This is a genomic window from Sphingobacterium sp. UT-1RO-CII-1, assembly GCF_026711005.1.
Classification (GTDB): domain Bacteria; phylum Bacteroidota; class Bacteroidia; order Sphingobacteriales; family Sphingobacteriaceae; genus Sphingobacterium.
Window position 1 is genome coordinate 235,858 of the sequence record NZ_JAPPVJ010000004.1, and the last position, 15,859, is coordinate 251,716.

Annotated in this window: 11 protein-coding genes; 7 read left to right on the forward strand and 4 right to left on the reverse strand. The window is 36.7% G+C overall.

All coding sequences use genetic code 11. The features are described 5' to 3' along the window. Window positions 1-6: 6 nt before the first annotated feature. Both ORI89_RS10775 and ORI89_RS10780 read left to right on the forward strand, forming a co-directional pair. Entirely contained in the window at window positions 7-1,320 is a 1,314-nt protein-coding gene (locus tag ORI89_RS10775; protein WP_268230487.1) for a hemolysin family protein, read from the forward strand. Window positions 1,321-1,363: 43 nt separating this feature from the next. Then, on the forward strand, window positions 1,364-2,080 hold the full coding sequence (locus ORI89_RS10780; protein ID WP_268230488.1) for a 16S rRNA (uracil(1498)-N(3))-methyltransferase: 717 nt from the start codon (window positions 1,364-1,366) through the stop codon (window positions 2,078-2,080). A 5-nt stretch (window positions 2,081-2,085) separates the two neighbouring features. Here the strand turns inward: ORI89_RS10780 and ORI89_RS10785 are convergent, their stop codons facing one another. The 3 genes from ORI89_RS10785 to ORI89_RS10795 are packed head-to-tail and all read right to left on the reverse strand — an operon-like array spanning window position 2,086 to window position 4,564. Then, on the reverse strand, window positions 2,086-2,568 hold the full coding sequence (locus ORI89_RS10785; RefSeq protein WP_268230489.1) for a hypothetical protein: 483 nt from the start codon (window positions 2,566-2,568) through the stop codon (window positions 2,086-2,088). A gap of 1 nt (window position 2,569) precedes the next feature. Then, on the reverse strand, window positions 2,570-3,922 hold the full coding sequence (locus ORI89_RS10790; protein ID WP_268230490.1) for an ABC transporter permease: 1,353 nt from the start codon (window positions 3,920-3,922) through the stop codon (window positions 2,570-2,572). Window positions 3,923-3,925: 3 nt separating this feature from the next. Next, window positions 3,926-4,564 (reverse strand): ABC transporter ATP-binding protein, encoded by a 639-nt coding sequence (locus ORI89_RS10795; RefSeq protein ID WP_268230491.1) that lies wholly within the window; start codon window positions 4,562-4,564, stop codon window positions 3,926-3,928. 247 nt (window positions 4,565-4,811) lie between these two features. On the opposite strand from ORI89_RS10795, the gene ORI89_RS10800 reads away from it, so the two are divergent. Together ORI89_RS10800 and ORI89_RS10805 are read left to right on the forward strand one after the other, a co-directional pair. Then, window positions 4,812-6,047: a hypothetical protein gene (locus tag ORI89_RS10800; protein WP_268230492.1), complete on the forward strand. Its 1,236-nt coding sequence runs from the start codon at window positions 4,812-4,814 to the stop codon at window positions 6,045-6,047. Window positions 6,048-6,227: 180 nt separating this feature from the next. Then, a complete protein-coding gene (locus ORI89_RS10805) occupies window positions 6,228-9,050 on the forward strand; it encodes a TonB-dependent receptor (RefSeq protein ID WP_268230493.1) in 2,823 nt (940 codons plus the stop codon). A gap of 108 nt (window positions 9,051-9,158) precedes the next feature. On the opposite strand, the gene ORI89_RS10810 is transcribed toward ORI89_RS10805, so the two are convergent. Next, entirely contained in the window at window positions 9,159-10,346 is a 1,188-nt protein-coding gene (locus ORI89_RS10810; RefSeq protein WP_268230494.1) for a hypothetical protein, read from the reverse strand. A 185-nt stretch (window positions 10,347-10,531) separates the two neighbouring features. On the opposite strand from ORI89_RS10810, the gene ORI89_RS10815 reads away from it, so the two are divergent. From ORI89_RS10815 to ORI89_RS10825, 3 genes are all read left to right on the forward strand, one after another. After that, window positions 10,532-11,092: an RNA polymerase sigma factor gene (locus tag ORI89_RS10815; protein WP_268230495.1), complete on the forward strand. Its 561-nt coding sequence runs from the start codon at window positions 10,532-10,534 to the stop codon at window positions 11,090-11,092. 185 nt (window positions 11,093-11,277) lie between these two features. Continuing rightward, on the forward strand, window positions 11,278-12,444 hold the full coding sequence (locus ORI89_RS10820; protein WP_268230496.1) for a FecR family protein: 1,167 nt from the start codon (window positions 11,278-11,280) through the stop codon (window positions 12,442-12,444). A 182-nt stretch (window positions 12,445-12,626) separates the two neighbouring features. Beyond that, a complete protein-coding gene (locus ORI89_RS10825; protein ID WP_268230497.1) occupies window positions 12,627-15,854 on the forward strand; it encodes a SusC/RagA family TonB-linked outer membrane protein in 3,228 nt (1,075 codons plus the stop codon). Window positions 15,855-15,859: the final 5 nt, after the last annotated feature.

Sequence of the window (15,859 nt, forward strand, 5' to 3'; positions counted from 1 at the left end):
GAAACGATGGCCATCGATTTATTTTGGACAATATTTTTGGTATTAGCTAACGGTTTTTTCGTTGCTGCCGAATTTGCCATTGTTAAAGTACGTGCTTCTCAAATTGAGTTACAGGCAAAATCGGGAAGTAATGTCGCTAAAATGGCGAAAAATATTACCGAGAATCTCGATGGCTATTTGGCTGCTACGCAGCTAGGTATCACTTTAGCTTCTTTGGCCTTGGGTTGGGTTGGGGAAGCGGTGATGACAGAGGTTGTTCATCGTTTTTTTTGGTTATTTAACGTTGAATTGACAAGTGTAGTAGCTAAAAATATGGGACATGTTCTTGCCTTTGCTATTATTACTTTTTTACATATTGTATTTGGTGAGTTAGCGCCAAAATCAATCGCTATCCACCGACCGGTAGCAACGACGATGCAGATTGCTGCTCCTTTACATTTTTTCTATTTTATTTTTAAACCTATTATTTGGGTTTTAAATGGTTTTGCAAACTTTTTACTTAAGTTAATAGGTATTCAAGTTAGAGATCATGAAATCAGCCACTCTTCAGAGGAATTGCAGTATTTGCTTGAGAAAGGAAAAGAAAGCGGTGCTTTGAATAATGCGGAACATGAGTTGATTAAAAACGTTTTTGATTTTAATGAACGGATCGTTAAAAATATTATGGTTCCTCGTACAAAGATTGTTGCAATAGAGGTTACTGATACCGCAGAAGACTTTATTAATACAGTTACTGAAGAGGGGTATTCCCGTATTCTTATTTATGATGATAATATCGACCAGATTGTAGGTGTTGTGCATACGAAAGATATTTTGCCTATTGTGGTTAAAGGGAAAGAGGTGGTACTGAAAGATATTATGCGTAAGCCTTATTTTATTCCGGAAACCAAAAAGATCAATGACCTGATGACGGAGTTTCAGCAAAAGCGTATACAGATTGCCGTTGTGTTGGATGAATTTGGTGGCACGGCAGGTATGGTCACTTTGGAAGATATTGTTGAGGAGTTGGTGGGAGAAATACAGGACGAATATGATGAGGAAAATCCTGTTGTAGAACGAATTTCTGAAACTGAATATATGGTTGATGCGGGGGCTAGTGTGCATGATACGAATAGCTTCTTGCCTTTAGCCTTGCCAGAGAGTTCTGATTACGATACGATTGCCGGTTTGGTAGGGCATTATTTTGAAAAAATACCTAATGTTGGTGAGGTTAAGGAGTTTGAAGGTTACTCTTTTACCATTATAAAAAAGACGCAACAGAATATTGAATATGTAAAACTGGAATTGATCGAATCGCCAATTGACGATTTGGATGAATAGTATAGTTATTATATTTCAAAGAATATCTTAGCCCTTTAATTATATGCATTTGTTTTATACCGCTGCTATTGAGCCGCAACATAAAGACTTTATTCTTTGCGAGGATGAAAGCAAGCATGCGATTCGCGTTTTAAGACTCGTAACTGGTGATATTGTGGGATTGGTTGATGGACGTGGGGGCTGGTATACAGCAGAGATCATTGATCCGCATCCTAAGCGAACAGTGCTCAAGATTTTGACTGTTAAAGAATCTTTTAATAAGTTAAATTATGATTTACATATCGCAATAGCACCAACAAAGAGTATCGATCGGATAGAGTGGTTTTTAGAAAAAGCAACAGAGGTTGGTATTTCTGAGATTACCCCATTGTTGGTTGAACATTCGGAACGTAAAGAAGTGAAGTTAGATCGCCTTAATAAGGTGGTGGTTTCTGCGATGAAACAATCATTGAAAGCTTATTTACCGAAAATTAATCCGCTTATCTCTTTTTCTGAATTTTTAGTACAGCAGGAAACAACATCTGCTGTTAAAGTTATTACACATTGTGCCGAAGGAGAGAAAAAATTTTTGAATAAAGTTTGTCCGGCAGGCGGGAAGTATCTGGTGCTTATTGGCCCTGAGGGAGACTTTTCGACAGCAGAGGTAAGCAAAGCTTTAGCAATGGGGTATTTGCCTGTTTCTCTTGGCGAGAGTCGTTTACGCACAGAGACAGCTGCTTTAGCCTCTTGTATAGAGTTGTCTCTTGTTAATAGGTCGTAAGCTTTTTATTTTATTAATACTGCGTCTATAATCTGTATTTCAGCATTTCCCTTTAGTGGTTCTGGATTAAACTTCATTTTCCCTTTAACTTTAATAGGTTCTTCTGTGAACTTTATGGATCCGTTTTTCATGAAAATTTCGACCATGGGCGGAATGCCGTTACTTCCACAGAACATGCACTGCATTACAGGGAGTACGGATAGCATGAATGTACTGTGCGTACGTCCGCTATTTAAGGGGACTAAATACCCTGGGAGTTCGACTTCTTTATTTTCCAAGGCCTTTAGGACAGGTGGGTAGGTTGGGGTATATACTTTTTTATTTCCTTCTACAGTTACCTTGTACATCATTTTGTCAATAGCTTCCCAAGTGCTGTTCATCATTGGTGTATGATCAGGTACGTCCATTTCAGGGAATTGACCTATTTGTGCTTTTGCTTGTCCTATAGTAAATAGAGCTATGATGAATATTAAAATTTTATTTTTCATTTTATTTATCTGCTAATATTGTCGATATTGTTGTGCTATATGCCTTTAATGCGGGTAGCAATGCCGCCAAAATGCCGATTATGCATGCAGCTAAAATAATAAATATTTCTTTTGTATTCCAGGATAAGGCCTCGATGAAATCTGCGGTTTCACTTGTTTGCTGGTTAATTAGGTATAGAGCAGTATGACCAATTATTAATCCGATTATAGCGCCTATTGCAGTAATAAACAATCCTTCTAATAGAACTAAGGTAAATAATTTTGTTTTCGATGCGCCCATAGATCGCATGATAGCTAAGTCATATTTGCGTTCTTTTAATGCATTGTATAAACTAATGAATACACTAAATCCTGCAATAAACATGATAATATAAGCTAATGCGCTTAAAGAGTCCAAACCGACTCCCATTAGCGAGAATAGGCGGGTGCTTTCAATAGCTGGTGATGCAGCTTGCATGTCTGTAGATTGGTTGACAAGGCGGGGTATGATGCCCATTGCTGCAGGGGAAGCATACTTGATAAGCAGTGCTGTTATTTCGTTTCCTCTGGCTCCTAGTATATCATCTCCTATATTTTTAACAAAAATATCATTTGGTTTTTCACTTACATATTCTTCATGTTGATCTTCATGGTGGTTATGTTGGTGATCATTATGATGATGGTGCTCATCGTGAGGCGGATGATTAGAGTTATGATTATGTTCTTCATTATGGTTATGATCATGGTTGTGATCTTCATGGATGCCATGTACGTCCCAAACGCTTTGAAGATTGCAGAGGATTAAATTATCAACAACAGAGTTAGCGTTTTCTAAAATACCAACAACTTTAAATGGATGTTCGTCGTGTATGTGTCCTTCGGCAGAAAGCCCATGAGCTGTATGAAATTCGTCGCCAATTTTTAGTTTTCTTTTTCGGGCTACTTCACTTCCTATTAAGGCTTCATAATTTTTATTCCAAAATTGACCTTCTGCTATATGTAATTCATATAAGTTTAAATAAGATGAGTCGGTTCCTATTAAACGATGCCCTTTATAGTTATCTCCCAATGAAATAGGGACAGCTAAGTCTATGAATGGGTTGTTGGCTAGTTGGTTGGCCTCCGCCAAAGTAATATTTCCAGTAGGGTTATCTACATGGTAAAGAGAGCTTAGAATAAGTTGTAGAGGACTTCCTTTAGCACCGACAACAAGATCAATATTTTTTGTGTTGTTTGTTAGTTGCTTTTCAAACGTATCTCCAGTAATATATATTACACATAGTATAGCGACACCAAAAGCTGTTAATAGTATGCTTAATAGGGTGGAACCAATTTGTTGTGTTATGTTTTTCCAAACGAGCTGTATGGTATTCATATTTTATAATTGATAAAAGGTATTGAACTGATCTTTTAAGCGCTTGTCATGCGTGGCAATAAAAAGTGTAGAACCGTAGTTATCTGCGATTTCAAATAGCATTTTTATAACTAGACTTGTATTTGTGTCGTCTAAAGATGCTGTTGGTTCATCGGCTATTAATAGGGCAGGCCGATTAATAACTGCACGGGCTATTGCTACACGTTGTTTTTGACCTCGACTTAATTGATTGGGTAAGCTTTTCCCTTTATCAGCGAGCTGTAAATCATTTAAGACTTGTGTAATGTGGGTTTCATCTATTGCATTTTTAGCCAAACTTTGAGCGAGTTTGATGTTTTCGATAACCGTTAGATTTTTCAATAAGTGTGCTTCTTGAAAAATCATACCCATATTTTTAGCTCTAAAGGCATCTAGAGCAGAGTCTTTAAGTTTGTATAGATTTTCACCTAATAGAGTGACTTGCCCTGTCGTTGGTTTTGATAGGCCACTTAGTAAATTCAGTAGTGTTGTTTTTCCTGTCCCCGAATCGCCCAATAGCAAACTATGTTGCCCTTTTTCCAGATTTATTTCAGGGAAGGTTAGCTGTGCAGCATTAGTATACTGATAGGTTAAATCTTGTGCAGATAATACCGTGTTTGACATTGAAATTCCTTTTGTTGCAAAATACCAACTATTATTATAAGATGGAAGAAATAGATTGATTATTATCTACATAGCCATTCTTTAATCGTATGGTTGTTTTTAGTTGGCTTATGTTAATTATGTGTTAAGTTTTGCCGTTAAAAAAGGGTGTATGTTCATTGATTTTTAATGATTATATAATATAGGTTCAATGCTAGGTTAACATGTACTCGGTTTCTTTGCATTAGATAAAATTAAACATAACATCATGAAAAAATTATTTCTACCCGTTTTAAGTGCAGTTGTCATCAGTATTACTTCTGTAAGCTGTTCTGACAAAAAAGATCCAATCGGTCCTGACACTGAAATTCCAAATGAAGACGGATTAGTTGTTAAAAAAGGTATTATCAAAAGTAACGAAACGTGGACAGCAGACAAGGTTTATCTTTTAGATGGTCGTGTTGTTGTTGATGAGGGGGTTACTTTAACTATTGAGCCTGGAACTATTATTAAAGCTGAAAACGGACAAGGTTCTAATGCTACTGCATTAATCGTCGATCGTGGTGCTAAGTTAATTGCTAATGGTACTGCAGATAAGCCAATTATTTTTACGGCTAAACTTGACGGAATCAAACGTGGTGAGAAAGCTAGTACACTTAAAGTAACAGATGCAGGCCAATGGGGAGGGGTTATTATGTTAGGTAATGCGCCTATTTCTGTAGCAAACGCTGAAGGTATTGCTTATATCGAGGGAATTCCGGCAGGACAGTCTTATGGTGAATATGGAGGTAAGAATCCAACAGATAATTCTGGATCATTAAAGTATGTTTCTATTCGTTTTAGCGGTGTAGCTTTAGAAAATAACAGCGAAATCCAAGGTTTGACCTTAGGGGGAGTTGGTAGTGGTACTACGATCGAAAATATCGAAATTTTTTCTAATAAAGATGATGGAATCGAGTGGTTTGGAGGTACTGTAAATGTGAAAAATGTATTGATTTATGGTCAGGAGGATGATGGTCTAGACATTGATCAGGGTTATTCAGGTACTATTGACAATGCGTTGGTTATCCAAACTAAAGAGTCTGATAGTGCACTTGAAATTGATGGACCAGAAGGAAATGCTAAAGGAGCATTTACATTAAAAAACATCACAATTGATATGAACAATCTACCAGGCAAGCGTATTGCTGACTTCCGTGACGGTGCAACCGGTATGTTAGAGAATATCTACGTTAAAAACATTGTTGATGGAAATGTTGTTCGCATGAATGATGACAAATCTATTGAAACTTTAAATTCAGATGAGTTGATATTTAAAAACTGGGAGCTTGTTTTGCCAGAAGGAAAAACTGTTGAGCAGTTGTTTACAGTACATAAAGAAACACAGGTTAAAGCTGACGCTACTAAGTTTACTAACCATGCAAAAGGTGTGAAAGAAAGTGCTTTGGGTGCTGATGTTAAGGTTTTTGACTGGACTTTTGCAAAAAGTTTAAGAGTATTTTAATACTGGAGAATTTAATAATCATACATAACCATATATCCATCATCCAAATTGTACCTATCGTTTGATTTGGGTGATGGTTTTTTGAAGTGGTTGCTTTATATTCCTTATTACGAACTAAGCGAATAACCAATCACTTACTACGATAATCTAACACGAAACACAAACAAAATCTTTTCATAAATGAATAAGTATTATTCTTTTTGGTTATTATTCTTTTTTATAGCGCCTGTTATGTTATTTGGACAAACAGGACGTATCACAGGTGTTGTTAAAGATGCCGGTTCTAATGCTTCTTTATCAGGAGTAAGTGTTGCTGTAGTAGGAGGTGCACAGGCTACCAGTACTGATTTTGAGGGAGCTTATAGTTTTGACTTACCCACAGGCACCTACACTCTTTTATTTAGCTATGTAGGTTATGTAAGTCAGGAGATTACAACGATTAAAGTTGATGGAGGAAAAGCTGCTTCTGTTGATGTTACTTTGTCATCTTCATTTGATGAATTGGATGAGGTGGTCGTTTCTGTGTCCGCACGTAAAAATACAGAACAATCTATTTTAAATATGCAGAAGAACTCAGGCGTCGTGATGGACGGTCTTTCTTCACAAGCGATTAAACGTTCGGGCGCAAGTGATATTGCATCAGCTGTGAAAATTGTTCCAGGCGTATCTATTCAGGAAGGTAAATATGTATATGTTCGTGGGTTAGGCGACCGTTACACGAAGTCTATTTTGAATGGTATGGACCTTCCAGGTTTGGACCCCGACAAGAATACAGTACAGATGGATATTTTTCCTACAGGTGTGTTGGAGAATATCATCGTGATGAAATCAGCATCTGCTGATCTTCCTGCTGACTTTACAGGTGGTGTTGTGGATATTGTTACGAAAGATATTCCTACACAAAAACAGATGGGCATATCATTATCTTTAGGCTATAATCCTGACATGCATTTTAAAGATAATTATGTGGGCTACAAAGGTAGTGGTACAGATTTTTTTGGGTATGACAAGGGGAAACGATCTATGCCCGTTACAAAAGATTATAATATTCCTTCTCCTGTGTTAGAGAGCAATAGACCAGCCGTCGAATATGTGACTCGTTCTTTTGACCCAACAATGGGAGCAGAACGTAAGAAAAATAATTCACCTGATATGAGTCTTTCGTTTGATTTCAGCAATCAATATAATGTTGGAGGTAACAAATTAGGTGTGATAGGTGTATTGAATTATAAAAAAGAGACTCGTTTTTATGAGGGTTTCCGTAACGGAATTTATCAAAAGCCTAATCAAACAGATGAGAGTTCTGAACTTCGCGCAGACCGTACAACGGTGGGTGATTTGGGGGAAGAAGAAGTGCTTTTGTCAGGAATGTTGGGATTAAATTATAAAACAGACCGATCAAAGTATACGTTTAATGCATTGCATATACAGAATGGAGAGTCTAGTGCTGCGATTTATGACCAAGTTACTAGAATTCAAAACTCGAACACTACTTACAAGCATACTTTGGATTATAGTCAACGTTCAATTACAAACTTGATGTTGGGAGGAAAGCACAGTAATGAGAATACAGATTTTATTACGGAGTGGAAAATTTCTCCGTCATGGGCTAAGGTAAAAGATAAGGATGTTCGTCAAACTACATTTGTTCGTGAAGGAGATAAGTTTGTTATGAATACAGATGCAGGTCTTCCAATGCGTATTTGGAGAAATCTAGATGAGGTGAATGCGGTTGCAAAGGTAGATTTTACTAAGAAATGGAACCTATTTGAACGTGACGCTTCTTTGAAGTTTGGTGGTTTGTATAGCTACAAGCAACGTGATTATGGAATTCATAATTATACGATTAACTTCCGTGAAAACGATACAGGCGCGCCAAATGGTGATCCAAATAAGATTTTAAATGAGGAGAATATCTACTCGGCAAATGCTGATCAGGGTTTTTATATACAAGGGGAATACGAAGCAGCAAATACGTTTGATGCAAAGCAACATACTGCCGCAGCGTACGCATCTGTGGAATTGAAGCCTTGGGAGCAGGTAAAGGCAATTATTGGTGTTCGTGCAGAGCAATATACTTCATTTTTTACGGGGCAGAACGTCGCTAGAGATGTTTACGATAATGTGAAGACTATAGATGATCTGGACTTTTTCCCATCGTTGAACCTGATTTATACGCCTATTAATAATCACAATTTACGTGCTTCTTATTCCAGAACGGTTGCTCGCCCGTCATTTAAGGAGTTGTCGGTTGTTCAAATTTATGATCCATTAACGGATACAAGATTTTTGGGGAATTTGGATTTGAAATCAACCTATATCAATAATGCTGATATTCGTTATGAAATATTTGCTGATCGTGCTCAAATGTTTGCTGTAAGTGGTTTTTATAAAAAATTTAAAGATCCGATTGAGTTACAATCTTATTCAGATGCTGCGCCGACAAATATTACGGCAAGAAATACGCCTTCGGCAAATGTGTACGGCGTGGAAGTGGAAGGTCGTAAACACTTTGGTTTTATCTCCGAAGGTTTGCAGGATCTAAGTTTTAATTTAAATGTCACAGTTGTGAAATCGGAAATTGAAATGAGTGATAACGAATTTAACGCAAGAAAGTCATTTGCTCGTCCTGGTGAAGAAATTGAGAATAAACGTGATTTACAAGGTCAATCACCCTATTTAATTAATACAGGTTTAATGTATAATTCTTCCGAGAAAGGCTTTGAAGCCGGAATGTTCTATAATGTTCAAGGTAAGACATTGGAAATTATTGGTTTTTCGAAGAACTCGGATGTTTTTGCTAAGCCTTTTCATAGTTTGAATTTGAATTTAGCTAAAAAGTTAGGTGCTAATTTTAGAGCAGGTACCGTTAGTGTTAAAGTAGATAATTTGTTAGATAGTAAACGGCAGAGTGTATACGAATCTTTTGGTGCAGCTGATCAAATTTATTCGGAACGCCTTTACGGGCGTCGGTTTACTGTAGGGTATAGCTTTAATTTTTAAGTTTAGATTTTTCAAGAAAAAAAAGCCGTAGCACTTAAAATGTTACGGCTTTTTTTACTATTTATTTTATTGATATAAACAGTAAATGATTTACATATTATTTGTTTGTTATGGTACGTAGTGATATACTACTTCATATAATTGGTCTTTGTGTTGTTTGGATAACTGTCCTATATTAAGATTCTCCGCTTGGGGCGTCGGCTCGCAAACAGTGAAGTATTGACCTTCGTAAAATATACTTTGACCTATTGGTTTATCAAACTGTATGGCCATGGTGACATGTGTTGGGTAACGCAGTGTTATCATGGGGAGGTTGTAAATCTCTTTGACCAGATAAAAGAATAATGCTACGCGGTCATCACAGTCACTAGCTTCAGCACTTAGAGTTGCTTCTGGAGAAAAACGTTTTTCTTTTCCAAAGGTTATCCAATCATCTTCGTAGAGGAATGCTTTTCTTGTGAAACGCATGAGGTAATCAACACCTTTTTCTATACTTAGGTTTTTTACCTTCTCTACGAGTTGCGGTATCAATGATTGATAGGTCCGTTCACTCATAGGAATATTGAAATAGGTTTCGAAATCGACTATAGGGTAGTTTTTAAAAAGAGTGTTAATGTCTTGGTTTATTTGTAAGTTGAATTTGTATGTTTTTCCTTTATAGTTGAAAGCTACTTTCTTTTCTTCATACTTATCCGCCTTTAGGGTAGGCATGTTGGTTATTTTATAACTAAAAGCATTTTTTGCTTCTGGAATTTCAAAGTTGATTAACGAATAAGGCTCATTGATTTTAAACAATTCGTTGTAATCATGGTGGTTTAGGCATATAAAGATGTCATTTCCTAGATTGAAAAATGGAAGGTCTGAAATGTCATCGTTTGTGCGGACATACATGATGATTTGTTCATCGCGGCTTGCTAAACGAGCATCGTAGCCCGATTTATTAAGTAGGAACCATTTAAAAAGAGTATACCGTAAGTAATTCTCTTTTTTCGGACTTATTCTTTCAGCAACAGCACGCACAGTTTGGTAGAATAACCAGTCATTTAATTGTTGTTCTGCTTTATAATCTTGTATTGTTTCTATTAATGGTTGATAATTTGTTGCACTTATTCGGTCATAAAAGGCTTCTACTGTGTTTCCCGAAGGTTTTGTTGTAAATTGGAATTTAAAAGATGGCTCAATGTTAATTTGTAAAGGGGTGTTGAATATGTTTATTGTATCAGTCACAGTATTGGCATTTGTCACCGTAAGATAGGGTGCAAATATTATAAATACGGTGATTAAAACGATTTTCATAATCTAAATTTAATAAAAAGTTATTGTAATATTAACATTGGGTTGGTTTTATGATAATGGATATGTTATTTTTTATTGCTACTCGACAAACAGGTTTCTGTGTCTTAAATATATTTGCGAATATGTTAAGAATACAAAAAAATCATTATATTGGTCAAAACTAAATAATAAGTAAAACCAAATTCATGATATCATCTGGGGAGGATATAGCATTGCTAAGAGCCATTATATCGGGTAATGAACTTGCAATCCGAATAATTTATGAGCGTTATTCTAATCGAGTTTATAAATTGTCTCTTGTTTTGTTAAAAGATACGGGCTGGAGCCAGGATGTTGTTCAGGAAGTTTTTATTAAGTTCTGGAATAATAGGCAAACTCTAGATCCAGATGGCAATGTTTGGAGCCTTCTCTATGTAATTACTAAGCGTACTGCTTTAAATAAGTTACGGGATATAGGTAAGTCTAATTCGAATTTTGAAAAGATATGGGCTAATATTTCTTATGTAAGTGATAGTGTACATGAAGAATTTATTGCGAAAGAACTATCAGATCGTTTAGATTTCTTTTTAGATCAGCTCCCGGAACGTCAGCGTGAAATTTTTAAACTAAGTCGAGAACAAGGGTATACACACCAACAAATAGCGGTGCAATTAGGGATATCTCCGAATACGGTGAAAAACCATATTGTACAGGCGCTAAAAGTTATACGCAAGTATACCCAGGAAACTGAGTCTTATTTTTCTTAGCGTTTTTTGTCCTATTGTTTGGAGTCTATGATTTCGTTTTGACTTTCTATTTATATAGTTGTGGCTTTATTGTTAAAAGTCATTCATGATTTCTGTTAAAAAAAATATGAATGACTAGTCCCTTCTTGCTTTTTTTGTGTTCTATATATAAAGAGGCATCTATAAAGATTTTTTAATAACCGTTTATGAATCAAGTTAGGCTTAAATATCTTATGTCGAAATATGTAGATAATACTATTTCAAAGTCTGAATTGGCAGAGTTTCTGGCAGGGTTATCGGATATTGAGGTTGATGATGTAGCGGAATTAGTGGATTTTGAAGCTGAGGAGTTAGATGCTCTTTTTAATAACGAGGACTATGTACTGGCGGGAGATAAAAATTTTTTAGAAAAACTTAAGGATGAGGAGGTCGTTTCGAAAAATAAGCGTCATGTTATTTTTACCTACAAGTTTAGCTTAGCGATTGTTGCAGCTCTTCTTTTAGTTGTTGGTTGTTTTTTTTATCAGATGCAAAGTTCGACTCTTGCAGGTAAGCTTGTTCAGGCGGATATATCTCTTCCTGAGGATAATCAAGCAACTGTGACTTTGCAGAATGGTAAAAGTTATTCATTACTTCATACTAGTGAAGATGTGCTAGCGGAAGAGGGGTTACAACTCGTAAAGACTACTAACGGTGAACTGTTTTTTAAGGTCGTTGAGACAAGTGAAGAACATGTTGTGTACAGAACATTTAACTCACCTAAAGGTGTTTCTTCAAAGATAGTGCTTAGTGATGAGACTGTTGTGTTGTTAAATTCAGGAGCTAGCCTCACGTATCCTTCTCGCTTTTCTGCTGAACATAGAGAAGTCGCTATTATTGGTGAAGCATTTTTTGATGTAACACACCGTGATCAGCATCCTTTTTTGGTTAAGGTGGATAATACGCTTATTAAAGTATTGGGGACAACTTTTAATATTGCTACGGATGCAGTAGCTAATAAAGTCTTAACGACATTAGTATCGGGTAGCGTTGAAGTATTTACCCCAAAAGCAAGAGGTTTGATTAAACCAGGAATGCAATCTGTATCGGATCAGATCTCTGGTGAATTGCAGCATAAATCTGTCGAAATTCAAGATGTACTGGCTTGGAAAGAAGGCTATTTCCGTTTTAATGAAGATGATATTCGTTCTGTTTTGAATAAAATTAAAAGCTGGTATGCTATAGAGGAGTTTGAAATTTTGGCGATTACAAATGATCGTTTTACTGGGGCTGTGAAGCGAACTCAAAAGTTATCAGAACTACTTGAGCAACTTGAGAAAATATCTAGTTATAAGTTTAAAATTATAGAGGGGAGGGTTATCGTTATGTATTAAAAGGCTACTTAGAAATATAAGAACGGAAGCGCTACCAACACTTCCGCTCAAGATGTTTAGTGATAGACAAATTTTTTCGAGAAATTATAAATCATATTTCAACCAAACGATTGCAAATGTACAAAATCCATACAACTAATCGGGGCTTCTGGCGAACCCCTATGGTTAAATGCCTAATCAAGATGAAAATAACCGCTTTTTTCATGCTGGTAATGTTCGTGCACGTGCACGGATCGACTTATGGTCAAAAAATATCTTTACGTTTATCTGGAGCTACTTTAAGCACTGTGCTGAATGAGATTCAAAAGCAGGCGGGGGTAGACTTCTTATACAATAGTGCTTCTGTAGATGTAAAGAAAAAAATATCTGTTAATGTTAAGAATCAAAATCTTTCTGACGTATTAGAATCAATTTTAAAGGAACAAAAATTAGATTTTGAGATTGATAAAAAAGTAGTGCTTATTAAACGTTCTGCAGATGCTCTTGTGAACAGTGACAAGGTTGAAAACACCGTTGTTCAGAGTAGAGTTGTGAGCGGTGTGGTTAGGGATGTTAATGGACAACCTGTAGCAGGTGTGACTGTTAGTGTTGTTGGAACGACTACAGGAACGACGACAGATACTGATGGGGCATATTCATTGCAGGTTAGTAATACACATAAGACATTATCGTACTCTATTGTTGGTTATACACCTCAAAGTGTAGATGTCAATGGACGTTCTGTTATTGATGTTGTTTTAGAGGAAAATATAGACGACTTAGATGAGGTTGTTGTCGTTGGTTATTCTACACAAAGAGTCCGCTATCTTTCCAGTGCGATAACAACTTTAAATGCAGAGAAGCTGAAAGATGTTACTTCTAATGATTTATCGGCTATGTTACAAGGTAAGGCTCCAGGTGTTGTGGTGTCATCCGGTTCGGGAGCGCCTACAAGTAAACCTAATGTCTTAATAAGAGGTGCAGGGACTATTAGTGCAAGTACGTCTCCGCTAATTGTTGTAGATGGAAATATTGGTGGAGAATATAACCCTGCAGATATCGAGTCTGTAACTGTTTTACGTGATGTTGCTGCTACTGGTTTATATGGTTCTCGTGCAGCAAATGGCGTTATTCTTGTGAATACGAAACGTGGGCAGGCTGGCCGAACTAAAGTAGAACTTAATAATTCTTATGGTTTTGGTAACCCTACAATGGGTAGTTTTAAGTTGATGAATTCTCAACAGCTATATGATTATCAGACCAAATTCTATAACCGTGATGCATCTGTTTTGGACAATGATACTGATTGGTGGAAATTAGCTTTTGGTACAGGACGGGTTAATAACCATAATGTTTCTGTAGCAGGAGGGGGAGAAAAGGTTCAGTTCTATACTTCAGGGGTTTTCTTTCGTGAGACTGGAACGTTAAAGAGCACTGATTTTACTGGTTATAATTTTAGAAATAATATCAATGCTAAACTCTCTGATCGACTGACTGCGGCGTTTTATATTAATGGAGGTGTGCAAAAGAACAATTTAGAGAATAGCAATACTATCTATGATGCTTATACTAACCTTCCGTTTGATCCGGCTTTTGACAGTGATGGACTGCCCATAGATGGACGTTTTCATCCGGTTTGGTATGGTAGAGAAAGAGAAAACTTTTTGCATTCATTGCAGTATAACTATAATAATAGTAAAGATTTCGCTGTTAATGGAGATTTGAATTTGGATTATAAGCTTAGTAATAAGTTTACACTTTCGACTTATAATCGAGCACAGCTTTACAATGGTAAGACAGCTCGGTATTTTGATCGTCGTACAAAGCAAGGTGGGGCAAATGAGGGGGAACTTTATAATGGAACATCGAGTTCTGAGCGTTATTTGACTTCGAATAGAATCCGTTATAGCGATAATTTTGGAGCGCATAATCTTGTTGTTTTAGGAGTCGCAGAGGCAGAAACTACAGTTTCAGATTGGACCTCAATGTCAGGAAAGGGACTGCCTCCGGGAAGAGATGTTATGTCTGTTGCGACTAATGTGTTGCAAAATCCGGGAGGTTCTAGAGAACAGGTTTCTTTTAGGAAATATTTGATGCAAGCAGATTATAACTATGCTGATAAGTACTTCTTAGTGGGATCACTTGTTAATGAATTCTCCTCTAAGTTTGGAAAAAATAATTCGACAGCGAATTTCTTTCAATTAGGTGCTTCGTGGAATATTACCAATGAGGACTTTTTGAAAGATAACACAACTTTATCTTATGCTAAATTAAGAGGTAGCTATGGAACTGTAGGGAATGCAGATGGTATATCAAATTTTGCAGCTCTTGGTTTGTATAGTATTACACAAGACGCGAGCTATGCTGGGTTACCAGGGGCTGCACCTTATCAGAAGGGGAATCCTGATTTAAGCTGGGAGAAAATTAAATCTGCAAACTTAGGTGTGGATTTGACATTGTGGAATCGTATTCAGGTTAGTGTTGATGTTTATGAGAAAAAAGCAAGTGAGCTTTTGTACCAAAAGCCGCTAGCTGCTACAACAGGTTATAGTTACGTTTGGGTGAATGCGGGTTCGGTTCGTAATAGAGGCTTGGAGTTTAATATTACATCGCAGAATGTTACGAAGGAGAAGTTTAGTTGGGAGACGGGCTTTAATATGGCGTTTAATAGGAATAAAGTATTAGAATTAAGTGATGGTGCAGATGTTTTTAACCCTGGAGCCAGCCAACCTATAGCAGTAGGGCATGATATGGATGAATTCCATATGCCAATATGGGTGGGGGTAGATCCAAAAAATGGAGACCCATTGTGGGAAAAGATAGAGAAGGATGCTAATGGGGTAATCACTAAGACCACCACAAATATATATAGTGAGGCTGCTACTGCCGATTCTCGTCAATTTACGGGTAAATCTGCGGCTCCAAAATTTACAGGGGGTGTGAGTAATACCTTGAAGTATGGAGACTTTACTCTGTCTGCTTTCTTCAATTTTGTTTATGGAAACTATGTTTACAATGATACCCGGGTATATTTTGATAGTGATGGTCTTTATGAGGCTTTTAATTCTATGGTTCCGATGAATAATTGGACACGTTGGGAAAAAGAAGGTGATATTGCAACACATCCTAAAGCTGTAGTGGGAGGTAATAAAGAGTCTAGCCAAACTTCATCTCGCTTTTTAGAAAGTGGTAGCTACATCAGGCTGAGAAATGTGAGGTTAGGTTACAATTTGCCTCAAAACGCTTTACGCGGGACTGGGTTAAGTAGGGTGCATATTTTCGTTAGTGGGGACAATTTATGGACGGGTACTAAGTTTTCCGGACCAGATCCTGAGGTTTCGTTAACTCAGATAGATCAAAGCTCGGGGAGATCGAGCTTTAAATATCCTATTTCTAAGAAGTTCCTTTTTGGTGTCAATTTAACATTTTAACAAAA

Coding starts and splice junctions, on each gene's coding strand:
- ORI89_RS10825 (WP_268230497.1), top strand. CDS start 12,627: ATGAAAATAACCGCTTTTTTCATGCTGGTAATGTTCGTGCACGTGCAC.
- ORI89_RS10775 (WP_268230487.1), top strand. CDS start 7: ATGGCCATCGATTTATTTTGGACAATATTTTTGGTATTAGCTAACGGT.
- ORI89_RS10780 (WP_268230488.1), top strand. CDS start 1,364: ATGCATTTGTTTTATACCGCTGCTATTGAGCCGCAACATAAAGACTTT.
- ORI89_RS10795 (WP_268230491.1), bottom strand. CDS start 4,564: ATGTCAAACACGGTATTATCTGCACAAGATTTAACCTATCAGTATACT.
- ORI89_RS10810 (WP_268230494.1), bottom strand. CDS start 10,346: ATGAAAATCGTTTTAATCACCGTATTTATAATATTTGCACCCTATCTT.
- ORI89_RS10805 (WP_268230493.1), top strand. CDS start 6,228: ATGAATAAGTATTATTCTTTTTGGTTATTATTCTTTTTTATAGCGCCT.
- ORI89_RS10790 (WP_268230490.1), bottom strand. CDS start 3,922: ATGAATACCATACAGCTCGTTTGGAAAAACATAACACAACAAATTGGT.
- ORI89_RS10785 (WP_268230489.1), bottom strand. CDS start 2,568: ATGAAAAATAAAATTTTAATATTCATCATAGCTCTATTTACTATAGGA.
- ORI89_RS10800 (WP_268230492.1), top strand. CDS start 4,812: ATGAAAAAATTATTTCTACCCGTTTTAAGTGCAGTTGTCATCAGTATT.
- ORI89_RS10820 (WP_268230496.1), top strand. CDS start 11,278: ATGAATCAAGTTAGGCTTAAATATCTTATGTCGAAATATGTAGATAAT.
- ORI89_RS10815 (WP_268230495.1), top strand. CDS start 10,532: ATGATATCATCTGGGGAGGATATAGCATTGCTAAGAGCCATTATATCG.